The following is a 24,767-nucleotide window of genomic DNA, read 5'->3' as shown; positions in this document are numbered from 1 at the left end:
GAAAGATCCCCGGTGGCTCTTGAGCAACAGCGCCGATCATGGTATGCGATTGCATACAATTCCCCGCGAGACACCTTGCGCAGCCCCGCCCCATGGGGCAAAGCAAGGCCACGCACGCCGGACCCATCCATTTCGCAGACAGGGAGGCCCCCATGCCCATCCAGATCGGAACCGACACCGCCAAGACGCGCCGCAAGCTTTCGGCGGGCGGCAAGGATTACGCCTATTACTCCATCGCCGCCGCCACCGAGGCAGGGCTTGGCGATTTCTCGAAACTGCCCGCCGCGCTGAAGGTCGTGCTGGAAAACCTGCTGCGCTTCGAGGATGGCGGCTTTTCCGTGTCCGTGGACGACATCAAGGCCTTCGGCGAATGGGCCACGCTGGGCGGCAAGAACCCGCGCGAGATCAACTATCGCCCCGCCCGCGTGCTGATGCAGGACTTCACCGGCGTCCCGGCGGTCGTTGACCTTGCCGCGATGCGCGACGGCATCATCGGCCTGGGCGGCGACGCGCAGAAGATCAACCCGCTGAACCCGGTCGATCTGGTCATCGACCATTCGGTGATGATCGACGAATTCGGCAATCCGCGCGCCTTCCAGCGCAACGTGGACCTGGAATACGAACGCAACATCGAGCGTTACCAGTTCCTGAAATGGGGCCAGAACGCGTTCCAGAACTTCCGCGTAGTGCCGCCCGGAACCGGCATCTGCCACCAGGTGAACCTGGAATACCTGGCCCAGACCGTCTGGACCGATACCGACCAGAACGGCGATCTGGTGGCCTATCCCGACACGCTGGTGGGGACCGACAGCCACACGACCATGGTCAACGGCCTGGCCGTCCTGGGATGGGGCGTGGGCGGGATCGAGGCCGAGGCCGCGATGCTGGGCCAGCCCGTGTCCATGCTGATCCCGGAAGTCGTGGGCTTCAAGCTGACCGGCAAGATGGTGGAAGGGACCACCGCGACCGACCTGGTGCTGAAGGTCGTGGCGATGCTGCGCAAGCATGGCGTCGTGGGCAAGTTCGTCGAATTCTATGGCGAGGGTCTGGACAACCTGCCCCTGGCCGACCGCGCGACCATCGCCAACATGGCCCCCGAATACGGCGCCACCTGCGGCTTCTTCCCCATCGACGAGGAAACGCTGCGCTATCTGCGCAACACCGGCCGCGACGAGGATCGCATCGCCCTGGTCGAAGCCTATGCCAAGGAGAACGGCTTCTGGCGCGGCGCGGATTATGCGCCGATCTATTCCTCGACGCTGGAACTGGACATGGGCAGCATCGTGCCCGCGATTTCCGGTCCGAAGCGCCCGCAGGATTACCTGCCGCTGACCGATTCCGCGCAAACCTTCCGCAAGGTGGTCGCCGATTACCGCGGCGGCGCGCAGGAGGATGGCGAGGTGATGGTCAGGGACGTGCTGCGCACCGCCCCCGTCGAAGGCACCGACTACAGCATCCGCGACGGTTCGGTCGTCATCGCGGCGATCACCAGCTGCACCAACACCTCGAACCCCTATGTGATGATCGGGGCCGGGCTGGTCGCCCGCAAGGCGCGCCAGCTGGGCCTGAACCGCAAGCCCTGGGTCAAGACCTCGCTGGCGCCCGGCTCGCAGGTCGTGGGCGAATACCTGGAAGCCGCCGGGTTGCAAGAGGATCTGGACGCCCTGGGCTTCAACCTGGTGGGCTACGGCTGCACCACCTGCATCGGCAACTCGGGTCCGCTGGGCGATCCGGCGATCACCAAGGCGATCCACGACAACGACCTGGTGGCGACCGCCGTTCTGTCCGGGAACCGCAACTTCGAAGGGCGCATCAGCCCGGACGTGCGCGCGAACTTCCTGGCCTCGCCGCCGCTGGTGGTGGCCTATGCCATCGCGGGCGACCTGAACATCGACCTGACCAAGGAACCGATCGGCCAGACCCCCGAAGGCCGCGACGTCTATCTGAAGGACATCTGGCCCACCAACCAGGAAATCGCCGACCTGGTCCATGCGACGGTGACGCGCGAGGCGTTCCAGTCGAAATACGCCGACGTGTTCAAGGGCGACGAACGCTGGCAGGCGGTCGAGGTCACCGACAGCGAGACCTATGACTGGCCGCCGACCTCGACCTATATCCAGAACCCGCCCTATTTCCGCGGCATGTCCAAGGAAGCCGGCGTCATCAGCGATATCGACGGTGCGCGCGTCCTGGCGATCCTGGGCGACATGATCACCACCGACCACATCAGCCCCGCCGGGTCGTTCAAGCCGACCACGCCTGCGGGCCAATACCTGATCGAACGGCAGGTCGCGCCGCGTGATTTCAACAGCTACGGCTCGCGCCGCGGCAACCATGAGATCATGATGCGCGGCACCTTCGCCAATATCCGCATCAAGAACGAGATGCTGGACGGGGTCGAGGGCGGCTTCACCAAGGGGCCGGACGGTCAGCAGACGACGATCTTCGACGCCTCGATGGCCTATCAGGATGCCGGCACGCCGCTGGTGATCTTCGGCGGGGTCGAATACGGCGCCGGGTCCAGCCGCGACTGGGCGGCCAAGGGCACCAACCTTCTGGGCGTCAAGGCGGTCATCGCGGAATCCTTCGAGCGTATCCACCGGTCGAACCTGGTCGGCATGGGCGTCGTGCCGCTGGAATTCCTGCCGGGCGAGAACCGCAAGACCCTGGGCCTGAAGGGCGACGAGACCGTGTCGATCCACGGCCTTGCGGGCGACTTCAAGCCGCTGTCGCTGGTGCCCTGCACCATCCGCTATGCCGACGGCACCGTGAAGGAGATCCAGCTCAAGGCCCGCGTCGATACCGAGGTCGAGATCGAATACCTCAAGAACGGTGGCGTGCTGCATTACGTGCTGCGCAACCTGGCCAAAGGCTGATCGGCAACCCCGCAACGGTGCGTGCAAGCACGCACCCTACCCCCCGCCCCTGCCGCCTTGCGGCAGGGGTTTTTCGTTGACGCGCGTCCCCTTCCCCGCCATATCCGCCTGGCGCGGAGGGCTGGATGACCGCGGCGGTGCGCCGTCGAGGAAAGTCCGGACTCCATGAGGCGACGGTGCCGGGTAACGCCCGGCGGGGGCAACCCCAGGGAAAGCGCCACAGAGAACGAGACCGCCCATGTCCGCATGGGTAAGGGTGAAACGGTGGGGTAAGAGCCCACCGGGGGCCTGGCAACAGGCCCCGCATGGCAAGCCCCACCGGGAGCAATGCCGAATAGGGACCGCGCGCGGGGGCAACCCCGCAGGGCCGCCTTGCCCCAGCTGGTCCGGGTAGGCAGCTTGATCCGGCGGGCAACCGCCGGGCCAGAGGAATGGTCATCCAGCCGCCCATGGCGGTGGACAGAATCCGGCTTACAGGCCCTCCGCGCAATCTGGCCTTTCGCCGCGATTTCCCCGGCGATTCGGGTTGACTTCGGCCCTTCCATCAGTAAAAGGCGGGCTTCAAACGAATTCCACGGGGTCTGCGCCGCGCGATTGCCCCGAAGCAGGAGCGATACAATGGCGAAGCCGACCACCATCAAGATCCGGCTGAACTCGACCGCCGGCACGGGCCACTTCTACGTGACCAAGAAGAACGCCCGCACCATGACCGAAAAGATGACTGTCCGCAAATACGACCCGGTCGTCCGTCAGCACGTCGAATACAAGGAAGGCAAGATCAAGTAAGATCCTGTCCAGCCAAGGGTTCAAGGGGGCGTCCGCAGGGGCGCCCCTTTCCTTTTGGCACCCGCTGCGGTGCCGACGGTCCGCGCCCCGCATCGGCAGGCACCTGTCAGGGCAGCACGAATTCCACCCTCGGCAGCACGGCGATCTCGCCCACGTCGGCGCGATAGTTCGCGGTCACATGGTCCACGACCTCTTGCGTCCAGCCGGGAAGATCGACCACCTGGTCCAGGGCGGCGGCCGGCGCATGGCTTTCGATCATCTCGGAGGAGATGGCGCGGCGCTGCGCGACGGTCAGCCGGTCCTGCTCGGCCAGCTTCTCTTTCAGGCGGGCCATGCCTGCATCGCCCAGGATCTCCTCGAGATACATCGCCCCGCCCTGCAGGGGCGCATCGGGCGGGATGGCGCCGACAAGGCGGGCGATCTCGGGCCAGATCAGGGGCACGTCCTCGTGGCACCAGATCACCACCCGGCGGCCGGGAACCGCGCGCAGCAACGCCTGGATCGGGTCGCGCCAGCGCAGGTCCGTAGGTTGGCGGCCCTGCATCAGGACGTGATAGCCGCCGCCGGTAAAGATCGGCAGCACCTCGGAAATCAGCGCGGCGGGATTGCGGATCGCCAGGAAGAACTCGACCTCGTGGTCGGGGAACAGGTTCGCTAGGGCCGCGGCCCGGGCGCCCATCTGCGGGTATAGCCCCGTCTGCCCCACCACCCGGCCCGGCGCCCCCATGAAGGTGGGCGTGGAAAAGATCGCCCGGCCGGGCGATTCGCTGTGCAGCACCGCGTCCAGCATGATCTGCTGCATCTCGGCGGTGGCGCGCCCGCCCTTCAGCGACATCAGCGCCTCTTCGAACAGGCCGCGATGGCGGTTGGGCGTGATGACGTCGGTGCCGTGCTGCATCAGCCAGTCGCGGTTGTTCAGCAGCGTCTTCAGCAGCCGGTCGCCATCCGTGCAATGCACCCCCAGATGAAACACCATCTGCATATCGGCCTGATCCTTCTTCTTCCGCCCGTCCTGGCGCCGGGGCACAGTAGCGATGCCCGATGCGCAGTCAAACCGCTTTCGCGGCTTGCGAAAGACGCGAGCAAAGGCTATCGCAGGAACTGCACAGCGGGCCGGTTTAGCTCAGCGGTAGAGCAGCGGTTTTGTAAACCGAAGGTCGGGGGTTCAATCCCCTCAACCGGCACCATTCCCCCTGTTGGACATCGCCCGCCGCGCCGCCTATAACGCGCGCGACATTCAGACGCTGCGAAGGTGCATCATGATCAAGGTCTTCGGCCATACCGCCCCCGACACGGATTCGACCGGTTCCCCCATCATCTGGGCCTGGTATCTGAACGAGGTCCGCAAGACCCCCGCCAAGGCGGTCCTGCAAGGCGAGCCGAACACCGAAGCCCTGTGGATGCTGAACCGCTGGAACCTGGACAAGCCCGAGATCATCGCCGATGTCGCGGCGGGCGACCAATGCGTGATCGTGGACACGAACAACCCCGCCGAACTGCCCGCCGGCCTGGACGGGGCCGAGGTGATCGAGATCATCGACCACCACCTGCTGGCCGGCGGCATCAAGACCCGCACCCCGATCAACATCACCATCCGCCCGCTGGCCTGCACCGCCACCATCATGCATGACCTGATCGGCGCCGACATGGCCCGCGCGCCCGAGGCCATCAAGGGCGCGATGCTGACCTGCATCCTGTCGGACACGCTGGAATTCCGCAGCCCGACCACCACCGCCCATGACCGCGCCGTGGCCGAGAAGCTGGCCGCCGACCTGGGCGTCGACATCACCGACTATGCGACCGAGATGTTCGCGGCCAAGTCCGACATCAGCGCCTTTTCCGACGAGGCGCTTTTGCGCACCGACAGCAAGGAATACGAACTGGGCGGCAAGCAGCTGCGCATCACGGTTCTGGAAACCACCGCGCCCCAGGTCCTGCTGGCCCGCAAGGACGCGCTGATCGCCGCCATGCCCCGCGTCGCGGCCGAGGATGGCGCCGACCAGGTGCTGTGCTTCATCGTCGATATCCTGCGCGAGGAAGCGACCCTGCTGATCCCCAACGACTTCGTGCGTGGGCTGGCCGAACGCAGCTTCGGCGTGTCTGCCACGGGCGACACCGTGGTCCTGCCCGGCGTGATGAGCCGCAAGAAGCAGATCATCCCGGTCCTGGCGCTGTAATGACCCGGATCATCCAGTCCCTGTCGCAGATCGGCGCCGATTACGACGTGCTGTTCTGCGACCTGTGGGGCTGCCTGCATAACGGCAAGCAGCCCTATCCCGCCGCCGTGGCGGCCCTGCAGGCGTTCCGCCAGGGGGGCGGCCGGGTCGTGCTGATGACCAATGCGCCGCGTCCCAACCAGTTCGTGATCGCCCAGCTTGACCGCATGGGCGTGCCGCGCGACGCCTGGGACATCGTGGTCAGTTCGGGCGATGCCGCGCAGGAAGCGATGTTCGAAGGCCGCGTCGGCCGCAAGGTCTGGCATATCGGGACCGAAAAGGATGACGGCTTCTTCGACGACATTCCGGCAGAATTCGCCGATGCCCCCACCATCGCACGCGTGTCGCTGGAGGAAGCCGAGGGGATCGTCGCCACCGGCCCCTTCGAGGAGCTGACGGAAACGCCGCAGGATTACCACGACCGCCTGATGCAGGCGCGCGACCGCGGCTTGCCGCTGCTGTGCGCAAACCCGGATGTGGTCGTGGACATGGGCGAGACGCGCATCTATTGCGCCGGTGCCCTGGCTGAATATTACGAGGGGCTGGGGGGCACGTCGCTTTACTTCGGCAAGCCGCATCCGCCGATCTATGACCGGGCGCGGCGGCTGCTGGACCTGGGGCCGGACGCACGCATCCTGGCCATCGGAGACGGCATCTTCACCGATGTGAAAGGCGCCCTGGACCAGGGCATCGACGCGCTGTTCGTGACCGGCGGGCTTGCGGCGGAGGCGCTTGGGCCGGACGTGGAAAATCCCGACAATGCCCTGCTGCTGGGCTGGCTAGAGGACCATGCCATGGCCCCGCAATACAGCATCGGCCGGCTGCGCTGACGCCTATTCCTGCCGCCTGGCACGGCAGGAAAACAGATGCACCGCCGATGGAATCCGCACATCTGCCCCCTGGATGAAGGCGCTGAATTCGCCTTCGATCCGGGCGGCGATCTGTTCCCGATCCTGGGGCGGGGCATTGCAGATCCGCAGCAGGCGCGCGGCTGGTCCGACATGGGTGGCAAGGCGTGCCGCCCCGGATGATCCGCCGGGCGGCGTGAGGTCGATCTGCAGCGTCTCGGCCCGCCCTTCGACAAGCCCCGCCCGCGCCATCAGATCCAGCACATGATCCGCATCCGCGAAGGCCAGCGGGCCGGGTCCGTTCGTCGGCGGCTCGGGCGGGGCGTTCAGCCAGTCCCGCGCGGCCTTTTCCGGGATGGTGAACCAGGGATTGTCCGCCAGTCGCGCCCAGGACAGGAAGACCATGCGCCCGCCGTCGCGAAGCGCCTGGGACAGATTGCGAAAGGCCGCCACGCTGTCGTCGAAAAAGCTCATCCCGAAGCGCGAGATCATGACATCGCGGCTGTCGGAGGCAAGGCGTTGGACCTGGGCGTCGCACAGGTGGAAGGCGACGTTCGCCACCCCTGCGGCCTGGGCACGCTGCCGCGCCCGGTCCAGCATCGGCGCGGCGATGTCCAGCCCCAGCACCGTGCCCCTCGGCACCCGCCGCGCGGCGGCCAGCGTGCTGGCCCCCGTGCCGCAGCCGACATCCAGGATGTCTTCGGACCCGTTCAGATCCGCGGCATCCATCAGGGGGCGAAGCAGCCCTTCCATCGTGACATCCAGGGCCTGTTCATGGTCCACCCAGGCCCGCCCGGCGGGCGAGGTCCAGAAATCGGCCTGCGGCTGGTTCGCGATCTGCCCCATCCCCCACCTTCCCTTCGCCCAGCAACAATATTATACTTTGGTCAGAAATCGTATAAGTTTATTGCTTTCGTGTGACTTCGCTGCTATGCAGCATCGTCAACCGGATCGGTCATCACAGGGAATATGCCATGCTGGACAACCTTCCCCGCGGCACCATCGTCATCGAGGATCTGGAGGTCGGGATGACCCGTTACCTGCAAAAGCAGGTGACCGACCGCGACATCGACCTGTTCGCCGAGGTCTCGACGGACCGCAATCCGGTCCATCTGGACGACGATTATGCCCGCGACACGATCTTCGAAGGACGCATCGCGCATGGGATGCTGACGGCCGGGCTGATCTCGGCCGTGATCGGGGAACAGTTGCCGGGACATGGCACGGTCTATCTGGGCCAGACGCTGAAGTTCATGGCCCCCGTCCGCCCCGGCGACACTGTCCGGGCCGAGGTGACGGTGGACACGATCGACCACGCGAAACGGCGGGTCACGCTTGCAACCCGCTGCCTCGTGGGTGATACGGTCGTCCTGAAAGGCGAGGCGGTCGTTCTGGCGCCAAGCCGCAAGTTCGACTGACGGGGTGTCCGCGCCCCAGTGGGGGCACCCTTTGCAAATCCACCGCGACTGGACAGGACTTCCGGCAGGCGCCCGCGGCGCATCCGTCGCCATGGGCAATTTCGACGGCGTCCATCTGGGCCACCGCGCCGTGATCGAAGCCGCACGCCAGGCTGGCGCGCCCCTGGGCATCGTCACCTTCGAACCCCATCCCCGCCAGTTCTTTGCCCCCGACGCCCCGCCCTTTCGGCTGATGAATTCGGAATCCCGCGCCAACCGCCTGGCCCGGCTGGGGGTGGAGCAGCTTTACGAATTGCCCTTCGGCGCGGTCCTGGCGGGCCTCTCGCCCGAGGCTTTCGCCCGTGACGTGCTGGTGGGCGGACTGGGCGTGACCCATGTGACCGTGGGCGCGGATTTCGTCTTCGGCAAGGACCGCGCGGGCAATGTCGCGACCTTGCAGGATCTGGGCCGCCAGCTTGGCTTCGGCGTCACCGTCGTGCCGCTGGTGGGGGCGGGCGGGCAGGACTACAGTTCCACCGCGATCCGTTGCGCCCTGACGGACGGACGCCCCCGCGACGCGGAACGGATGCTGGGCCACCTGCACCGGATCGAGGGCGAGGTGGTCCACGGCAACAAGCGCGGGCGCGAATTCGGCTGGCCCACTGCCAACATGCAGATGGACGACCTGCACCTGCCCCGCCTTGGGGTCTATGCGGTTGTGGTCGAGGTGCTGACCGGGCCGGACAAGCTGTCCTGCCAGGGCGTCGCCAGCCTGGGCGTGCGCCCGATGTTCGGACGCAATGCGCCTAACCTCGAAGTGCACCTGTTCGACTTCGACGGCGACCTGTATGGACAGCATCTTTCGGTCGGACTGGTTGAATTCCTGCGCGACGAGGCCAAATTCGACAGTGTGCAGACATTGATCGATCAGATTGCCGCCGATGCCAGCCAGGCCCGCGCGGTGCTGGCGGGCGCCTGATGCGCGACCGCTTCTGGGAACTGCCCTTGCCGCAGTTGCAGCCCGACGAATGGGAGGCGCTGTGCGACGGCTGCGGCAAGTGCTGCCTGAACAAGATCGAATACGAAGACACGAACGAACTCGCCTTCACCCGTGTCGCCTGCAAGCTGCTGGACGGCGCCAAGTGCCAGTGCAGCAGCTATGCCAACCGCCACGACTATGTCCCCGATTGCGTCGTCCTGACCCCACGCAAACTGGCCGAGATCGCCTGGTGGCTGCCCGCCACCTGCGCCTATCGCCTGCGCCACGAGGGGCGGCCGCTGTATAAGTGGCACCACCTGATCTCGGGCGACCGCGAAAGCGTGCATCGCGCCGGCGCCAGCGTCCGCGGCTGGACCGTCAGCGAAGCCTCGGTCACCGAGGAGGACTGGGAAGACTATATCATCGAGGATCTTTCCTGAAGCCCTTGGGCCAGGTGTAAGATCGGGCCGTCATGACCCGTCCAGGACCACCAGTTGCCGGACGGGCAGCGGCCGTTGCAGGGCCTGCGCATGGGGCCATTCCGCCGTCATCCACATCTCGATCTCGTCCGGGGTGGTCAGGATCACCGGCATGGCCTTGGGATGGACCCTGCCCACGACCCCGTTCGGCTCGCAGGTCAGAAAGGCGAAAAGCTGGTGCTCGCCGGGGCGCGGCGTCTTCATCGACCCCCGCGTGCCTGTCCAGAGCGTCCAGATGCCCGCGAAGAAGAACAGGGGCCGTGTTTCATCAAGCCCGAACCAGTAAAGCGGCTTGCGCTTCGTCGCCGGATCGGGCTTGGCCCCGTATTCCGAAAAGGCGGTGGCGGGCACAAGGCAGCGGTTGGGGACACCCAGCAAGCGGCGCCAATGGGGACTGGCGGTGTTGCGGATATTGGTGACGCCGGTGTCGGGCGCATCCCTCGTCTTCAGGAACTGCGGCGGCGTGGGCATTCCCCAGGTCAGCCGGGCCAGTTCGCGCCCCTGCGTGGTGTTGCGCACCACCGGGGCGGGTCGGTCGGGATAGATGTCCAGGCTCGGCTCAAGATTGCCAAGGCTGTCCTCCATGACCCTTGCCACGTCCCGGATCGCCTGCTGGTTGGTGGTCAGGTTGTAAAGATTGCACATGGTCCGCTTTCCCGATGCCCAGGTGATGCCCTGCCCCGCGTCCCCCGGCAAACCCTGCGGACCGCCGGCTTGTTCCTTGCCCCTGTTGCACGGGTATCATTTCGGGTCGGCGCGATGGTCAGCAGACCGCCTGCGATCCCTTCCAAAACCGCTATCGTTCGTGCGACACCTGCCCACAAGACGGAAGGAAGAACCCATGACCGCAACACCCCCCTTCATCACCCATGATGCCGCCATGGGCCGGCTGGACTGGCTGGGCGCGGTCGCGGCGCTGAAGGCGGGCCATGCCCTGCCACGCGCCGAAATCCGCGACACCTTCCTTGGTCCCGCAACCGGCACGATGATGACCCGGTCGGCCTTCATCGCCGGGCTGGGCTATGGCGCCAAGCCCTTCACCGTCTTCGATGCCAACCCGTCGCGCGGCCTGCCCACCGTGCAGGGCGCGATGCTGGTCTTCGACAAGGACGACGGCCATCTGCGCGCGATCGTCGAAAACCGGCTGGTGACGACCTTCAAGACGGCGGCGGATTCGGTTCTGGGCGCCAGCCTGCTGGCGCGGCCGGACAGCCGCCACCTGCTGATCGTCGGCGCGGGTACGGTCGCGGCCAGTCTGGTCCAGGCCTATACGGCCGTGCTGCCGGGGATCGAGACGGTCACGGTCTGGGCACGGCGGCCGGAACAGGCCCGGGCGCTTGTCGCCGGCCTGGCTGGCATCGGTGCCGACCTTCGCGCGACGGCCGATCTGCAGGCGGCGGTGGGACAGGCAGACATTGTCTCGACGGCCACCATGGCCCGGCAGCCGATCATCGGGGGCGACTGGGTGCGGCCCGGCACGCATGTCGATCTGATCGGCGCCTACAAGGCCGACATGCGAGAGGCTGACGACGCCCTGCTGGCCCGCGCCCGCCTGTTCGTGGACAGCCGCGAGACCACCGCCCATATCGGGGAACTGCTGATCCCCCTCGGCTCGGGCGCGATCACCGAAGACAGCATCAGGGGCGATCTCTACGACCTGGTTCAACCCGGCGTCCAAGGACGCGCGTCGGACGACGACATCACCGTCTTCAAGAACGGCGGGGGCGCGCATCTGGACCTGATGATCGCGTCCTGGATCATCGACCGCCTGGGGTGACCGGGGAACGGGCGCAGCCGCCGCCTGCGACGCAGGTGGGGGTTGCGGCCGCTGTCCCTTGACAGTCGCGCCCATGTCGCGCGGCATGATCCCCACCGACCCGAGGATGACGATGACCCTGCCCCGCATTTCCGCCATCATCAGCGACCTGGACGGCGTCGCCTATCGCGGCGAGACCCCCATCGCCGAGGCTGTCCGCGCCTTCCGATACTGGCACGAACAGGGCCTGCCCTATGCCTTCGTGACCAACAACTCGACCCGGTCGGCCGGGGAATTCGCGGCCAAGCTGAACGGCATGGGCATTCCCGCGACGCCGGACCGGATCGTTACCACCTCGGCCGCCGTGGCGGAACGGCTTCGCGAAACGATGCCGGCCGGCGCGCGGGTCATGGTGATCGGCGCGCCGTCCCTGGTTGCGGCGGTCGAGGCGCGCGGATTTCAGATCGCCGATACCGATGTCGCCGCCGTGGTGGTGGGCCTCGACCGCGAATTCACCTTCGACAAGCTGCAGAAGGCGCAGACGGCCCTTCTGGGCGGGGCGCGGTTCTTCGGCACCAATCCCGACCGGATGCTGCCCCATGGCGACGGATTCGAGCCGGGCGCGGGGTCGATCCTGGCCGCGATCGAAACCGCCTCGGGCGTGATGCCCCTGGTCATCGGCAAGCCGCAGCCCGACCTGATCCGCATGGCGCTGCACATCCTGGGCAGCGATCCCGCCACCACCTTCATGCTGGGCGACCAGATCGAGACCGACATCATCGCAGGCCAGGCAGCCGGGCTGAAGACGATCCTGGTGCGGACCGGCGTGCCGCCAAGGCAGGTACCCGGCGTCCACCCCGACATCGACATCGCGTCGCTGTCGGATCTTGCCTTTCAAATGGCGCATGAAGGCCAACCGGCACTGCGGCCGTGATCCCCTGCGGGGCAAGGAAAACGCTGTCATCGAAGGGGATGATTTGGTGGAGCCAAGGGGAGTCGAACCCCTGACCTCTTGAATGCCATTCAAGCGCTCTACCAACTGAGCTATGGCCCCACCGGAGGTCTGCCTTGTCTTTCGACGTGGCGTGGGGGGTCTATAGGGGGGCACGCAGCAGGGTGCAAGCGGAAAATGTGGGGCTTGCGGCAAGTTTGTGAAAGCGTTTCCGCAAAACCGGACGGGCCGTTCCACCTGCGGTCACGGGCCTGTCGAAAAGGGGAAAATGGTGGGCGGTGAGGGACTCGAACCCCCGGCATCTTCGGTGTAAACGAAGCGCTCTACCAACTGAGCTAACCGCCCGCCGCGCTGCCTTCTACAGGCGGCTGCCGGGGATGGCAAGCGGCGGCAGCGGGCGGGGATTCGGACCACACGGCAATCGGTCCGAATAGCGACCCTAGCCGATGATCCCCGAACCGGCGAACAGGGCGGGAAGATCGACCGTATCGCGATTGTTCAGCGCATCCGCGTGATCGCGCAGGAACGTGTCGGCGGCCGTCTGCCCGGCCAGCTTCATCCGCGCCAACAAACCCGGTGCGGGCATCAGCTTGGACCGGGCATTCAGGTCGGTCATCAGCGTGTCGTCCAGGATCATGTGGATCAGCGGGTTCTTCATCGCCCGGTTCTGCAACCGATCCTCGGCAAACAGCCGCTTGACGAAGTTGATGGCCCGCAGATCCGCCATCAGGGATGCGTTGAAGCTGACCTCGTTCACGCGGTCGGCGATCAGGGCCGGGGTGCGGGGGACGCCGTCGCGGATCAGCGGGTTGATGTTCACGATCACGATGTCGCTGGGCAGCCTGTGGTCATACAGGGGAAACATCGCCGGATTTCCGGTATATCCGCCGTCCCAGAAGGCTTCCAGTTCGCCGGTCTCGGGATCGGGGATCTCGACGGCCTGGAACAGGTTCGGCAGGCAGGCCGAAGCCATCACCGCATCGGGTGTGGCCGCCGCGTTGGTGAAGACGCGGATCCGGCCCGTGCGCACATTGGTGGCCGCGACGAACAGCTGCGGGCCGCGGGTGTTGCTGAAATCGGGAAAGGGCAGGTCGCGCAGCACCCCGGCCAGCGGATTCACATAGAAGGGGCCATAGTCATAGGGGCTGAACAGCCGCGTCAGGTTGTCCAGCCAGGCGGCGGGCGAAAACAGTTCGGTCAGGCGGTCCAGGCCTTGCGGGGCCGGAAACAGCGAATGAAGCCACCGCACCATGCGGTTGTCGCTGCGCTGACCCACCTGCGCCCACAGGCAGTCCAGGTTTTCCCGCGCCCCGCGCCGCCCTGCCCGGCCATTGCCCCGTGCCAGCCCGCCCTTCAACGCGGCCCCGTTCAGCGCCCCGGCGGATGTGCCGCTGATGGCGGAAATGGTCAGCCAATCCTCGTCCAGAAGCCGGTCCAGAACGCCCCAGGAAAAGGCGCCATGCGCACCGCCGCCCTGCAAGGCCAGGTTGATCTGCTTTTGATCCATCGCGGTCCCCCGATTTGGGGCGCAGCATAACGGGAATGCGCGTCAAATCCATCGGGCTGCGGGCGTTGCATCTGCAACGGGGATCAGTCCTCGGCGTTGGCCTCGGCCCTGCTTTTGCCGGCAACGTCAAGGGCCAGGGTCGCGGCCATGAAGGCGTCCAGGTCGCCGTCCAGGACGCCCTGGGTGTCGCTGGTCTCCTCGCCCGTGCGCAGATCCTTGACCATCTGATAGGGGTGCAGGACATAGGACCGGATCTGGTTGCCCCAGCCCGCATCGCCCTTGGCGGCGTGCTGGGCGTTGATCTCGGCGTTGCGGCGGTCCAGTTCCATCTGGTACAGGCGCGATTTCAGCGCGGCCATGGCGTTGGCGCGGTTCTGGTGCTGCGATTTTTCCGAGGACGTGACCACGATCCCGGTCGGCAGGTGGGTGATCCGCACGGCCGAGTCGGTGGTGTTGACGTGCTGCCCGCCCGCGCCCGAGGACCGATAGGTGTCGATGCGAATGTCGCGGTCGGGAATGTCGATCTCGATATTGTCGTCCACGACCGGATAGACCCAGACGCTGCTGAAGGACGTGTGCCGCCGCGCCGCGCTGTCATAGGGGCTGATGCGGACCAGCCGATGCACGCCCGATTCCGATTTCAGCCAGCCATAGGCATTGTGCCCGCTGACCTTGTAGGCGGCGCTGCGGATGCCGGCCTCGTCGCCCGCCGTTTCGGACAGAAGCTCGACCTCGTAGCCCTTCTTCTCGGCCCAGCGGACATACATGCGCGCCAGCATCGACGCCCAGTCGCAGCTTTCGGTGCCGCCCGCGCCCGCGTTGATTTCCAGAAAGGTGTCGTTCGCGTCCGCCTCGCCGTTCAGCAGGGCTTCCAGTTCCTTTTGCGCGGCCAGTTCGGCCAGCGACTTCAGGTTCGCCTCGGCCTCGGCCACAAGATCCGCGTCGCCCTCCTCCTCGGCCAGTTCAACCATCTCGGCATTGGCGGACAGGTCGCCGTCGATGCGGCGATAGGTTTCAAGCGCGTCCAGCAAGGCCTGGCGTTCGCGCATCAGCTTCTGCGCGCGGGCGGGGTCGGACCACAGGTCGCCCGCCTCGATCATCGCGTTCATCTCCTCCAGCCGGTGGGGCGCGGTCTGCCAATCCATCCGCTGCCCCAGCAGGGTCAGCGACTTGCGGATGGCTTCGATGGTGGACTGCGTCTCGGCGCGCATGGGCGGATCCTCGAGGGGTGGCGTCAGGTCAGGGGTGATAACGCGGGCGGAACCCTGGGGCAAGGGTCGGACCGCCCCTTGCCACCCACGGTCCCGCAGCCGCCGTTCAGTAAAGCCCGCCCGAGGACATGGTCCCGAAATCGGTGCGGCTGGGGATGACCTTGCGTTCCCCGGTCGATGTGGTGACGGCCTTCCCCGACCCGGACCCCGCGCCCGCCTGCCAGGGCAGGACCACGTTCCCGTCGCCGAAGCCCGACACGATCAGCGGCGAACCCCAGTCGGGATCGGTGCCGTTGCGGAAATATTCGGCCACGACATTCGGCCCGCTGGCGCTGTCCGACAGCCGCTGGCCGGTGGTGCGGTCGATCTTGACCCAGTAACCCCCGGGCGGGACCGCGAATTCGGTGCCGCCGTATTCCGCCACCGCCTTGCGCATGAAGGCGTTGAACACCGGCACGCACAGCGTCCCGCCATAGGCGTTCGATCCCAGGCTGCGCGGCTGGTCATAGCCCAGGTAACAGCCCGCCACGATGTTGGAGGAATAGCCGATGAACCACACGTCCTTGGCGTCGTTGGTGGTGCCGGTCTTGCCCGCGATCGGCACCGGCAGATCGACCCCGCTGGCCGATCCGCGCTTGACCGCGCCTTCCAGCATCGAGGTCAGCTGATAGGCCGTCACCGCGTCCATCACCCGTTCGCGGTTGGAGTCGATCACCGGCCCCTGCCCCGCCGGCAGCGCCTGCTGGCCGCAGGTCTCGCAGACCCGCTGGTCGTGGCGATAGATGGTGCGCCCGCGCCGGTCCTGCACGCGGTCCACCAGCGTGGGTTCCACCCGTTCGCCGCCATTGGCGAACATGGCATAGGCCGCGACCATCTTGAACAGCGTGGTTTCCTGCGCGCCCAGTGCGTTCGCCAGGAACGGCTTGAGATCGTCATAGACGCCGAAGCGTTCGGCATAGTCGGCCACCCGATCCATCCCGATATCCTGGGCGATGCGGATGGTCATCAGGTTGCGCGACATCTCGATGCCCGTCCGCAGGGGCGTCGGGCCATAGGTCTTGCCGGTCGAGTTCTTAGGCTCCCACAACCCGAAGGGGGTGTTCAGCGTGATCGGCTCGTCCACGACGATGGTGGCGGGGGTATAGTTGTTGTCCAGCGCGGCGGCATAGACGAAGGGCTTGAAGCTGGACCCCGGCTGACGCTGCGCCTGCGTGGCGCGGTTGAACACCGATGACTGATAGCTGAACCCGCCCTGCATCGCCATGACGCGGCCGGTGTTCACGTCCATCGCCATGAAGCCGCCCTGGATCTCGGGCACCTGGCGCAGGGTCCAGCGGATGAAGCTGCCGTCGCTGTCGCGCGTCATGGCGCGGACCAGCACCACATCGCCGACGGCGACCAGATCGCCCGCCACCTGCGCGCGCGGGCCAAGCCTGCGGTCGGGACCGCGCTTGCGCGCCCAGCGGACATCCTCGGCCGGGATCCAGTGGCCGTCGGCGTCTTCCTCGATCCCCTCGATGCCGATGCGGGCGTCGCTGTCGCCCAGTTCCAGCACCACGGCCGGATGCCAGCCGGGAATGTCGCGCGGCACCTGCACCTGCCACAGCGCGCCGCGCCATGCGGCCTCGTCGGTCAGCTGCTCGGCCGGGATCGTCTCGCCCGTGCCGCGCCAGACGCCGGTGCCGCGGTCGTAATCCTCAAGTGCCTGGCGCAGCGCATCGGCGGCGGCAGCCTGCAGGTCGGGGGCGACGGTGGCGCGGATGGTCAGGCCGCCGCCGAAGAATTCCTCGTTGCCGAACTGCGCGGACAACTGGCGGCGGATTTCATCGGTGAAATAATCGCGGGGCGGCAATTGCTGGCGGAACGCCGGAAAGTCGCCGTTCTGCACCGATTTCAGCGGCAGCTTCGCCTCGGCCTGATAGGTGGCCTCGTCGATATAGCCGTTCTGCCACATTTCCCGCAGCACATAGTTGCGCCGTTCGGTCACGCGGTCCTTGGCGCGCACGGGGTGATAGGTGCTGGGCGCCTGCGGCATGGCGGCCAGCATCGCGGCCTCGTGCGGGGCCAGTTCGGCCAGGGCTTTGTTGAAATAGGTCTGCGCGGCCGCAGCCACGCCGAAGCTGTTCTGGCCCAGGAAGATCTCGTTCAGATACAGTTCCAGGATCTGGTCCTTGGACAGCGTGCGTTCCAGCCGCGACGCCAGGATCAGTTCCTTGACCTTGCGTTCGACGCTGCGACTGCCATCCAGCAGGAAGTTCTTCATCACCTGCTGGGTGATGGTGGACGCGCCGCGCACCGACGACCCGCGCGACGCCACCGCCTGATAGGCCGCACCGACGATGCCGCGCACGTCATAGCCGGGGTGGTTGTAGAAGTTCTTGTCCTCGGCGCTGATGAAGGCGTGCTTGACCAGATCGGGGATTTCCTCAATCGGGACGAACAGGCGGCGTTCCTCGGCGAATTCGTCGATCAGCATCCCCTCGCCCGAATAGATGCGGCTGATCGTCTTGGGCGTGTACTGGGCCAAGGTCTCGTGGCTGGGCAGGTCGCGCGAATAGATCCAGAAGATCGCACCCACCGTCAGCGCGATGAAAAAGCTCGCCGTGACGAACCACGAGAAGATGGCACCGAAAAAGGACAGGATGCTGCGCAGCAAGTGGGGGCCTTTCCGTGGACTTGGCCCGTCTATAGCGGCGCGGCCCCGTCCGGTCAAAACAACACTGGGCGATCCGCGCCCTTATTGACGCAGCATCGCGGCGCGCGCCGCCTCGTCCCGCGCCCAGCCGACGATGGCGTCCGACACCACCTGCACCATGCGCCCGCGCCACAGCGGGTTCAGCAGGTTGGCCCGGTCGTCGTGGTCGGAAATGAAGCCCAGTTCCAGCAGGACGGAGGGAATGTCGGGCGATTTCAGCACCGAATAGGTGGCGCGCTGGACGGGCCGTTCGTGCATCCCGATCCCCATCAGGGACATCCGCGACGTCAGCCAGCGGGCGAAGCTTTCCGAACGGGGCTGGGTGTCGGTGCGCACGAAATCCATCAACACCCCGGTCAGGGCATCGTCATGCCCGGTCAGATCCGCGCCCGCCACCAGATCGTCGCGCCCGTGCCGCAGCGACAGTTGTTCGGCCGCGCGATCGTCGGCGGCGGGATTCCAGACATAGACCGTGGCCCCCGCCGCCTGCCCCTGCGGCAGCGCATCGGCGTGAAGCGAGATGAACAGATCCCCCCGCGCCTGCCGGGCCGTGGTCATCCGCCGTTCCAGCGCGACGAAGCTGTCGTCGCTGCGCGTCATTTCCACGGTGATCCCCCGCGCCTGCAAGGCCGCGCGCAGTTCAAGCGAAAAGACCAGGACCAGGTTCGCCTCGCTTTCGCCTTCCGCCAGGGCGCCGGGATCGAAGCCGCCATGGCCGGGGTCCAGAACCACCGTGAAGCCCTCGTCCCCAGGCTGGGCGGGCAGTTCCGCCGGTTCGGGCAGATCGCGCAGGGCGGCGGTGGCCGATGGCCGGGGCGCAAAGTCCTGGGCCGCGACGGGGGCAAGGGCCACGGTGATCTGGGACAAGGCCGCCCGCGCCTGCTGGCCCGCGCTGTCGATGCGGTAAGTCCCGGGCAGTTCGACGACCACGCGCGACCACCCTTCCCGATAGGGTCCCCAGCGGATCGCCGGGGCCAGATCCGCGCCGAACAGATCCTGGGGCCGGGCCAGCCCGAAATCGGTGTCCTTCACATCGACCACCAGGCGCGGCGGCCCATCCACCAGATAGGACCGGTAAGGCACCGCCTTGGTCAGCGACAGCCGCAGTTCCAGCGGCTGCGGCCCGCCCCAACCGCGCCCCGTCGCCACAAGCGCCGATCCCCCGATGTCCAGACGCGCCGGTTCGTTTCCCCAGACGGGAAAAGCCACCAGCAAGGACAGGATCAGCGCCAGCACCTTCATCTTGCGGCCATGAACTCCGTCAGTCGGCGAAGGCCCTCGGCGATGTCGGCCGTTGCGCGGGCATAGGAGAAGCGCAGCGTCCGGGCGCCCCGTTCGGGATCGAAATCCAGGCCAGGCGTCACCGCGACGCCCGCCTTGTCCAGGATCTCGGCCGCGAAGGCCAGCGAATCGTCCGTCAGGTCCGACACATCGGCATAGATGTAGAACGCCCCCTCTGGCGGCGCGATGCGGTGAAAGCCCGCCTTGGGCAGCCCTTCCAGCATCAGCCGGCGGTTTTCGGCATAGACGGCCAGGTTCGCGTCCGCTTCATCCGTGCAGTCAAGCGCGGCAAGCGCCGCGACTTGGCTGGCATGGGGCGGGCAGATGAACATGTTCTGGGCCAGCCGTTCGACGGTGCGGATGTGATCCTCGGGCACGACCATCCAGCCCACCCGCCAGCCGGTCATCGAGAAATACTTGCTGAAGGAATTGATGACGAACACGTCGTCCGTCACCTCCAGCGCGGAATGGCAGCGGTCGCCATAGGACAGGCCGTGATAGATCTCGTCCGAGATCAGCGCCATGCCCTTGGCCCGCGCGGCATCCGACAACGCGCGCAATTCATCCGTCCGCAGCACCGTGCCCGAGGGATTGCCCGGCGAGGCGAGGATCAGCCCCTTGCAGCCATCGGGCAGGTCGCCGGGACGCGGCTGATAGCGGTCCTCGGGCCGCGTCGGGATGCCGACGGGTTCCAGCGACATGGCCCGCAGGATCTGGCGATAGCTGGGATAGCCGGGAAAGCCCATGGCCACCTTGTCGCCCGCGTCGAACAGGGCCGAGAATGCAAGGATGAAGGCCCCGCTGCTGCCGGGCGTCACGACCACGCGCGCCGGATCCAGATCGACGCCATACCAGCGGCGGTAAAGGTCCGCGATGCCCTGCCGCAGCGCGGGCAGGCCCAAGGCGACCGTATAGCCCAGCGGCTGTTCCAGCGCGGCGGCAAGCGCACGCCGCGCGCCTTCGGGCGCGGGGGTGGACGGCTGGCCCACCTCCATGTGGATGATGTGGCGGCCCGCGGCCTCGGCGCGAGAGGCGGCTTCCATCACGTCCATGACGATGAAGGGATCGACCTGTCCGCGGACGGATTTCCTGATGCTGCTCATGCCTTCGGCCTTTTGTCTTTTTTCCATGTCTTACGCTGGCCCAGGGCGCACGAAAAGCCCCCGGTCACGCAGCTTTGTCAGCGGCTTTCTTGCCAAGATCGGCCGCAGGGGCCAAGGTCATGCGAAACGGAACACCCGAGGATCCCGATGAAACGCCTGATCGCCGCGCTGATGCTGACCGCGACCCCCGCCCTGGCCTTCGACATTTCCGCCATGTCGGACGCCGAGAAGGCAGCCTTCGGGGATGCGGTGCGCGAATACCTGATGGCGAACCCCGAGGTTCTGGTGGAATCCATCAACGTGCTGGAGGAACGCCGCGTCGCGTCCGAGGCCCAGAACGACGTGGCCCTGGTCGCCGCCAACCGCGACGCCATCTTCGAGGACGGGCACAGTTGGGTCGGCGGAAACCCCGACGGCGACGTGACGGTGGTGGAGTTCATCGACTATCGCTGCGGATATTGCCGCAAGTTCAACGACCAGATCCACGACATCGTCGAAAGCGACGGCAACATCCGGTTCATCCTGAAGGAATTCCCCATCCTTGGACCCGAGAGCGAAACCTCGGCCCGGTTCGCGGTGGCGGCGAAGCAGATCGGCGGGGACGAAGCCTATGTCCAGGCCCATGACGCCCTGATGGCCCTGCGCGGCGCGCCCTCGCCCGAGGCGCTGAAGGGCATCGCGGCGGATATCGGCATAGACGGCGACGAGGTGATCAACACCATGAACACCGAATCCGTATCGGCCGTGCTGCGCGAGAACCGGCAACTGGCGGAACGCATGGCGATCATGGGCACGCCGACCTTCGTGATCGGCGACACCCTGCTGCGCGGCATGCCCGCGAACGGGCTGGAGCCCGCCGTCGCCGCCGCGCGCGAGGGGAACGGCTGACGCCCATCCGCGCCGGTGGCGCCTGCCGCGCGGGCAGGTGCCTCCGGCGGGGGTATTTGGGCAACGAAGAAGCGGCTATTCGGCGGCCATGCGGTCGTCAGCCTGGGCGATGCGGCCAAGGATGTGGTCGGCGGCCTTTTCGCCGACCATGATCGAGGGGCCGTTCAGGTTGCCGTTGGTGATGCGCGGGAAGATCGAACTGTCGGCAACCCGCAGCCCTTCGACCCCGATCACCTTCAGGTCCGGGTCCACCACGGCCATCGGGTCGCTGGCCGCGCCCATGCGCGCGGTGCCGCAGGGGTGATAGGCCGATTCGGCATGGTCGCGGATGAAGGCGTCGATCTGATCGTCGGTTTGGACTTGCGCGCCGGGCTGGATCTCGTCGCCGCGATATTCGGCAAAGGCGGGTTGGTCGAAGATCTTTCGGGTCAGGCGGACGCAGGCGCGGAACTCGGCCCAGTCGTCGGGATGGGACATGTAGTTGAAGCGGATCTCGGGCGCGGCCGCCGGATCGCCTGAGGCCAGCCGCACGGTGCCGCGCGACTTCGACCGCATCGGGCCGACATGGGCCTGGAAGCCGTGGCCCTGCGCCGCCGCCTTGCCGTCATAGCGCACGGCCAGCGGCAGGAAGTGATACTGGATGTCGGGGTAATCCACGGCATCGGACGACCGGATGAAGCCGCAGCTTTCGAACTGGTTCGACGCGCCCAGGCCGGTCTTCTGCAGCAGCCATTCCACGCCCACTCGGCTTTTGCCCAGAAGGTTGTAATAGGTGTAGAGCGTGATCGGCTTCAGCGCCTTGTACTGCATGTAGATTTCAAGGTGGTCCTGCAGGTTCGACCCGACGCCGGGACGGTCGGCCAAGGGCGCGATGCCGTGGCTTCGCAGGTGGTCGGCGGGGCCGATGCCCGACAGCATCAGCAGCTTGGGCGTGTTGATGGAACTGGCCGAGACGATGACCTCGCGCGTTGCGCGGATTTCCTGGATCTGGCCCTTGCGCTCGATTTCGACGCCATGGGCACGCTTGCCCTGGAACAGGATGCGGCGGGCGAAGGCGCGGATCACGGTCAGGCGGCCGGTCTTGAGCGCCGGGCGCAGATAGGCATTGGCGGCGGACCAGCGGCGGCCCTTCCAGATCGTGGCCTCCATCGGGCCGAAGCCTTCCTGCTGTTCGCCGTTGTAGTCGGGCGTATAGGGCCAGCCTGCCTGCTGCCCGGCTTCGATAAAGGCGTTGAACAGCGGGTTGCGGCGCTTGCCGCGGGTGACGTGCAGGGGGCCGTCGGTGCCGCGCAAGGGGGATGCGCCGCCGTGCCAGGTTTCCATCCGCTTGAAATAGGGCAGCACGTCCGCGTAACCCCAGCCGGTCGCGCCGCTGTCGCGCCAGTGGTCGTAATCCTTGCGGTGGCCGCGCACGAAGACCATGCCGTTGATGGAGGACGATCCGCCCAGCACCTTGCCGCGCGGCGTGGCCAGCCTGCGCCCGCCCAGATGGGGTTCGGGCTGCGTCTGGAAGCCCCAGTCGTATCGCGGCATGTTCATCGGGTATGACAGCGCGCCCGGCATCTGGATGAAGATGCCGATGTCGCTGCCGCCATACTCGATCAGCGTGACGGAATGCCCGGCCTCGGTCAGGCGATAGGCAAGCGCGCAACCGGCGGAACCGGCGCCGACGATGACGTAATCAGCGGTCATGGCGATCCCCCTTAGTATGGCGCCTCGACGGCGCCCATGCCGACATAGACGGTCTTGAGTTGCGAATAATGCTCGATGGCGGCGGTGCCGTTCTCGCGCCCCAGGCCCGACATCTTGACGCCGCCGAAGGGCATCTCGACCGGCGTCAGGTTATAGGCGTTGATCCAGCAGGTGCCGGCCTCCAGCGCGGCGACCACGCGATGGGCGCGGGTCAGGTCGCGGGTAAAGACCCCGGCTGCCAGGCCGAAGCCGGTGGCATTGGCGCGGGCCACGGCCTCGGCTTCGTCCGCGAAGGTCAGGGTGGTCATCACCGGGCCGAAGATTTCGTCGCGGGTGATGGTCATGTCGTCGGTGGCGTCGGCAAATACGGTGGGCGGGATGAAGGCCCCCTCTCCCACCCCGCCGCAGACCAGCCGCGCGCCCGCGTCCCGGCCCGCCGCGATGGCCGCGCGGATCTTGCCCGCCTGCGTGCCGTTGATGATCGGGCCGAATTGCGTTTCAGGGTCCAGCGGGTCGCCCGTGCGGATCGTCGCCAGCCGTTCCGCCAGCCGATCCAGGAAGCGTCGCGCGATGCCCTGTTGCAGGAACACCCGCGTGCCGTTGGAACAGATCTGGCCCGAGGAATAGAAATTCGCCAGGATCGCCGCGCCCACGGCATCGTCCAGGCTGGCGTCGTCGAAGACGATCAAGGGCGACTTGCCGCCCAGTTCCATCGTGACATGGCGCATCCCCTCGGCTGCGGCGGCATAGACGCGGCGGCCCGTCGGCACCGATCCGGTCAGCGAGACCTTGGCGACATGGGGATCGGTGACAAGCGCGGCCCCGACCTCTCCGCCCCCCTGGACGACATTGAATATGCCAGGGGGCGCCCCGGCCTCGACCAGGATCTCGGCCAGTTTCAGGGCGCCCAGCGGCGTTTCCTCGGACGGCTTGAAAACCATGGCGTTGCCCATGGCCAGGGCGGGCGCGGCCTTCCAGCAGGCGATCTGGCTGGGATAGTTCCAGGCCCCGATGCCCGCGCAGACGCCCAGGGCCTCGCGCCGGGTATAGGCCCAGTCGCGGCCCAGGGGGATCATCTGGCCGGTCACGGTCGCGGCCAGGCCGCCGAAATATTCCAGCGCCGCCGCGCCGGATGCCCAGTCGGCCACCAGCGTTTCCTGGATGGGCTTGCCGGTATCCAGCGTTTCCAGCCGCGACAGGTCCTCGTTCCGGTCGCGGATGATGGCGGCGGCGCGGGACAGGACGCGGCCCCGGTCGGCAGGGCTCATCGCCGCCCAGGCAGGTTGCGCGCGGGCGGCGGATTGGCAGGCAAGCGCCACCTGGGTCCCGGAAGCCTCGCGCAGCGAGGCAATTTCCTGGCCGGTGTAGGGATAGAAGACGGGCAGCGCCCCGCCCTCGCCTTCGACAAAGGCGCCGTCGATGAACAGGCTGGCGGGGGGTTGGGCGTCGTGGGTCAAGACAGAACCTCGTCCAGGTAATCGAAGATCAGCTTTTCGGCGGCGGCGGCATCCACATCGTCGCGCGTCAGGACGGTGCGCAGGTAAACGCCGTCGATCAGCGCGCCCAGGGTTTCGGCCACGCGGGCCGGATCGTCGGTCAGCGGGCGCAGCGCCAGAATCAGGTTCGACCGCAGCCGGCGGTGATACACGCGCAGCAGCCGCTCGGCCTCGGGGTTGATGAGCGCCAGGGCATAGAAGTTGACCCAGGCGCTGACGGTTTCGCGCTGGAAATTCTGCGGCGCGAAGCTGGCGTGGATGATGGCGTTCAGCCGGCCGCGCGTCCCGTGGCCGGGCAGCCGTTCCGCGACCGATCCACCATAGACGCGCAGGATATAGCGCATCGCGGCCAGAAAGATCTGGTCCTTGGACCCGAAATAGTGATGCGCCAGCGCAGGCGACATGCCGGCCCGCCGCGCGATCTGGGCCACGGTGACGTCAAGCGACCCCGTGCGCCCGACCTCGAAGATCGTGGCGTTGATTAACGCGGCTTTTCGGATAGGCTCGGCGCCAATCTTGGGCAAGGCAGCACCTGTGCAAAGAAACTGTTGCTATTCGAAGCCTGTCTATCTTTAATTGATCAACCAATCAAGAACAGGGATGCA

The 24,767-nt window shown here is 66.8% G+C and carries 21 protein-coding genes, 3 tRNA genes and 1 other RNA gene; 12 read left to right on the top strand and 13 right to left on the bottom strand.

The annotated features are described in order from the left end of the window. The first annotated feature begins 152 nt into the window (after positions 1–152). From acnA to rpmG, 3 genes are all read left to right on the top strand, one after another. Complete coding sequence (acnA, locus tag IEX25_RS10340; protein ID WP_188715103.1) at positions 153–2,876, top strand: aconitate hydratase AcnA; 2,724 nt, start codon at positions 153–155, stop codon at positions 2,874–2,876. 113 nt (positions 2,877–2,989) lie between these two features. Beyond that, positions 2,990–3,366: RNase P RNA component class A (gene rnpB / locus IEX25_RS10335), an RNA gene on the top strand. A 128-nt stretch (positions 3,367–3,494) separates the two neighbouring features. Then, on the top strand, positions 3,495–3,662 hold the full coding sequence (gene rpmG, locus IEX25_RS10330; RefSeq protein ID WP_022707377.1) for a 50S ribosomal protein L33: 168 nt from the start codon (positions 3,495–3,497) through the stop codon (positions 3,660–3,662). Between the two features lie 106 nt (positions 3,663–3,768). On the opposite strand, the gene IEX25_RS10325 is transcribed toward rpmG, so the two are convergent. Beyond that, positions 3,769–4,644 carry a hypothetical protein gene (locus tag IEX25_RS10325; protein ID WP_188715102.1) on the bottom strand — a complete coding sequence of 292 codons (876 nt, stop codon included), beginning with the start codon at positions 4,642–4,644 and terminating at the stop codon, positions 3,769–3,771. Between the two features lie 130 nt (positions 4,645–4,774). Here IEX25_RS10325 and IEX25_RS10320 point away from each other — a divergent pair. The 3 genes from IEX25_RS10320 (at position 4,775) to IEX25_RS10310 (ending at position 6,708) form a co-directional block, all read left to right on the top strand. Continuing rightward, positions 4,775–4,849: transfer RNA gene (locus IEX25_RS10320), tRNA-Thr, on the top strand. Positions 4,850–4,921: 72 nt separating this feature from the next. Continuing rightward, positions 4,922–5,839: a manganese-dependent inorganic pyrophosphatase gene (locus IEX25_RS10315; RefSeq protein ID WP_188715170.1), complete on the top strand. Its 918-nt coding sequence runs from the start codon at positions 4,922–4,924 to the stop codon at positions 5,837–5,839. Further along, positions 5,839–6,708 (top strand): TIGR01459 family HAD-type hydrolase, encoded by an 870-nt coding sequence (locus tag IEX25_RS10310; RefSeq protein WP_188715099.1) that lies wholly within the window; start codon positions 5,839–5,841, stop codon positions 6,706–6,708. Before IEX25_RS10315 ends, IEX25_RS10310 begins: the two co-directional genes overlap by 1 nt. A gap of 3 nt (positions 6,709–6,711) precedes the next feature. Here IEX25_RS10310 and IEX25_RS10305 read toward each other — a convergent pair whose 3' ends face one another. Then, the gene (locus IEX25_RS10305) at positions 6,712–7,572 is read right to left on the bottom strand and encodes a class I SAM-dependent methyltransferase (protein ID WP_188715097.1); all 861 of its coding nucleotides are present in this window, start codon (positions 7,570–7,572) and stop codon (positions 6,712–6,714) included. Positions 7,573–7,700: 128 nt separating this feature from the next. Between IEX25_RS10305 and IEX25_RS10300 the strand changes: the two genes are divergently transcribed. From IEX25_RS10300 to IEX25_RS10290, 3 genes are read left to right on the top strand one after another with little or no spacing between them, the layout of a single operon-like run. Next, positions 7,701–8,144 carry a MaoC family dehydratase gene (locus IEX25_RS10300; protein WP_188715095.1) on the top strand — a complete coding sequence of 148 codons (444 nt, stop codon included), beginning with the start codon at positions 7,701–7,703 and terminating at the stop codon, positions 8,142–8,144. A gap of 31 nt (positions 8,145–8,175) precedes the next feature. Continuing rightward, a complete protein-coding gene (locus tag IEX25_RS10295; protein WP_188715094.1) occupies positions 8,176–9,102 on the top strand; it encodes a bifunctional riboflavin kinase/FAD synthetase in 927 nt (308 codons plus the stop codon). Continuing rightward, a complete protein-coding gene (locus IEX25_RS10290) occupies positions 9,102–9,542 on the top strand; it encodes a YcgN family cysteine cluster protein (protein WP_188715092.1) in 441 nt (146 codons plus the stop codon). The genes IEX25_RS10295 and IEX25_RS10290 overlap by 1 nt, the downstream gene beginning before the upstream one ends. Before the next feature lie 30 nt (positions 9,543–9,572). On the opposite strand, the gene IEX25_RS10285 is transcribed toward IEX25_RS10290, so the two are convergent. Further along, positions 9,573–10,226 (bottom strand): SOS response-associated peptidase, encoded by a 654-nt coding sequence (locus IEX25_RS10285; RefSeq protein WP_188715090.1) that lies wholly within the window; start codon positions 10,224–10,226, stop codon positions 9,573–9,575. A 196-nt stretch (positions 10,227–10,422) separates the two neighbouring features. Here IEX25_RS10285 and IEX25_RS10280 point away from each other — a divergent pair, with 196 nt between their 5' ends. Further along, positions 10,423–11,358: an ornithine cyclodeaminase family protein gene (locus IEX25_RS10280; protein ID WP_188715088.1), complete on the top strand. Its 936-nt coding sequence runs from the start codon at positions 10,423–10,425 to the stop codon at positions 11,356–11,358. Positions 11,359–11,443: 85 nt separating this feature from the next. Continuing rightward, on the top strand, positions 11,444–12,271 hold the full coding sequence (locus IEX25_RS10275) for an HAD-IIA family hydrolase (RefSeq protein ID WP_229665137.1): 828 nt from the start codon (positions 11,444–11,446) through the stop codon (positions 12,269–12,271). Positions 12,272–12,315: 44 nt separating this feature from the next. Here the strand turns inward: IEX25_RS10275 and IEX25_RS10270 are convergent. From IEX25_RS10270 to IEX25_RS10240, 7 genes are all read right to left on the bottom strand, one after another. Beyond that, positions 12,316–12,391 (bottom strand) — tRNA-Ala (locus IEX25_RS10270). Positions 12,392–12,558: 167 nt separating this feature from the next. Continuing rightward, positions 12,559–12,634 (bottom strand) — tRNA-Val (locus IEX25_RS10265). Positions 12,635–12,728: 94 nt separating this feature from the next. Further along, positions 12,729–13,796, bottom strand: coding sequence for a patatin-like phospholipase family protein (locus tag IEX25_RS10260; protein ID WP_188715086.1), 1,068 nt, complete (start codon positions 13,794–13,796; stop codon positions 12,729–12,731). A gap of 83 nt (positions 13,797–13,879) precedes the next feature. After that, the gene (gene prfB / locus IEX25_RS10255) at positions 13,880–15,007 is read right to left on the bottom strand and encodes a peptide chain release factor 2 (RefSeq protein WP_103171425.1); all 1,128 of its coding nucleotides are present in this window, start codon (positions 15,005–15,007) and stop codon (positions 13,880–13,882) included. Between the two features lie 106 nt (positions 15,008–15,113). Next, positions 15,114–17,663: a penicillin-binding protein 1A gene (locus IEX25_RS10250; protein WP_188715084.1), complete on the bottom strand. Its 2,550-nt coding sequence runs from the start codon at positions 17,661–17,663 to the stop codon at positions 15,114–15,116. Positions 17,664–17,744: 81 nt separating this feature from the next. Further along, positions 17,745–18,944, bottom strand: coding sequence for an N-acetylmuramoyl-L-alanine amidase (locus IEX25_RS10245; RefSeq protein WP_188715083.1), 1,200 nt, complete (start codon positions 18,942–18,944; stop codon positions 17,745–17,747). Continuing rightward, a complete protein-coding gene (locus tag IEX25_RS10240; protein WP_188715166.1) occupies positions 18,941–20,077 on the bottom strand; it encodes a pyridoxal phosphate-dependent aminotransferase in 1,137 nt (378 codons plus the stop codon). The genes IEX25_RS10245 and IEX25_RS10240 overlap by 4 nt, the downstream gene beginning before the upstream one ends. Before the next feature lie 156 nt (positions 20,078–20,233). Here IEX25_RS10240 and IEX25_RS10235 point away from each other — a divergent pair, with 156 nt between their 5' ends. Further along, positions 20,234–20,974, top strand: a complete 741-nt coding sequence (locus IEX25_RS10235) for a DsbA family protein (RefSeq protein WP_188715082.1) — start codon at positions 20,234–20,236, stop codon at positions 20,972–20,974. A gap of 75 nt (positions 20,975–21,049) precedes the next feature. Here the strand turns inward: IEX25_RS10235 and betA are convergent, their stop codons facing one another. The 3 genes from betA to betI are packed head-to-tail and all read right to left on the bottom strand — an operon-like array spanning position 21,050 to position 24,686. Further along, complete coding sequence (gene betA, locus IEX25_RS10230) at positions 21,050–22,666, bottom strand: choline dehydrogenase (RefSeq protein WP_188715081.1); 1,617 nt, start codon at positions 22,664–22,666, stop codon at positions 21,050–21,052. Positions 22,667–22,677: 11 nt separating this feature from the next. Then, positions 22,678–24,123 (bottom strand): betaine-aldehyde dehydrogenase, encoded by a 1,446-nt coding sequence (betB, locus tag IEX25_RS10225; RefSeq protein ID WP_188715080.1) that lies wholly within the window; start codon positions 24,121–24,123, stop codon positions 22,678–22,680. After that, positions 24,120–24,686, bottom strand: coding sequence for a transcriptional regulator BetI (gene betI / locus IEX25_RS10220; protein WP_103171419.1), 567 nt, complete (start codon positions 24,684–24,686; stop codon positions 24,120–24,122). Before betI ends, betB begins: the two co-directional genes overlap by 4 nt. Between the last annotated feature and the right edge of the window lie 81 nt (positions 24,687–24,767).

The organism is Paracoccus acridae (assembly GCF_014642735.1).
Classification (GTDB): domain Bacteria; phylum Pseudomonadota; class Alphaproteobacteria; order Rhodobacterales; family Rhodobacteraceae; genus Paracoccus; species Paracoccus acridae.
Note: the sequence above shows the minus strand (reverse complement) of the source record. Positions and strands in the feature narration are given on the sequence as shown.

Coding starts and splice junctions, on each gene's coding strand:
- acnA (WP_188715103.1), top strand. CDS start 153: ATGCCCATCCAGATCGGAACCGACACCGCCAAGACGCGCCGCAAGCTT.
- rpmG (WP_022707377.1), top strand. CDS start 3,495: ATGGCGAAGCCGACCACCATCAAGATCCGGCTGAACTCGACCGCCGGC.
- IEX25_RS10325 (WP_188715102.1), bottom strand. CDS start 4,644: ATGCAGATGGTGTTTCATCTGGGGGTGCATTGCACGGATGGCGACCGG.
- IEX25_RS10315 (WP_188715170.1), top strand. CDS start 4,922: ATGATCAAGGTCTTCGGCCATACCGCCCCCGACACGGATTCGACCGGT.
- IEX25_RS10310 (WP_188715099.1), top strand. CDS start 5,839: ATGACCCGGATCATCCAGTCCCTGTCGCAGATCGGCGCCGATTACGAC.
- IEX25_RS10305 (WP_188715097.1), bottom strand. CDS start 7,572: ATGGGGCAGATCGCGAACCAGCCGCAGGCCGATTTCTGGACCTCGCCC.
- IEX25_RS10300 (WP_188715095.1), top strand. CDS start 7,701: ATGCTGGACAACCTTCCCCGCGGCACCATCGTCATCGAGGATCTGGAG.
- IEX25_RS10290 (WP_188715092.1), top strand. CDS start 9,102: ATGCGCGACCGCTTCTGGGAACTGCCCTTGCCGCAGTTGCAGCCCGAC.
- IEX25_RS10285 (WP_188715090.1), bottom strand. CDS start 10,226: ATGTGCAATCTTTACAACCTGACCACCAACCAGCAGGCGATCCGGGAC.
- IEX25_RS10280 (WP_188715088.1), top strand. CDS start 10,423: ATGACCGCAACACCCCCCTTCATCACCCATGATGCCGCCATGGGCCGG.
- IEX25_RS10275 (WP_229665137.1), top strand. CDS start 11,444: ATGATCCCCACCGACCCGAGGATGACGATGACCCTGCCCCGCATTTCC.
- IEX25_RS10260 (WP_188715086.1), bottom strand. CDS start 13,796: ATGGATCAAAAGCAGATCAACCTGGCCTTGCAGGGCGGCGGTGCGCAT.
- prfB (WP_103171425.1), bottom strand. CDS start 15,007: ATGCGCGCCGAGACGCAGTCCACCATCGAAGCCATCCGCAAGTCGCTG.
- IEX25_RS10245 (WP_188715083.1), bottom strand. CDS start 18,944: ATGAAGGTGCTGGCGCTGATCCTGTCCTTGCTGGTGGCTTTTCCCGTC.
- IEX25_RS10235 (WP_188715082.1), top strand. CDS start 20,234: ATGAAACGCCTGATCGCCGCGCTGATGCTGACCGCGACCCCCGCCCTG.
- betA (WP_188715081.1), bottom strand. CDS start 22,666: ATGACCGCTGATTACGTCATCGTCGGCGCCGGTTCCGCCGGTTGCGCG.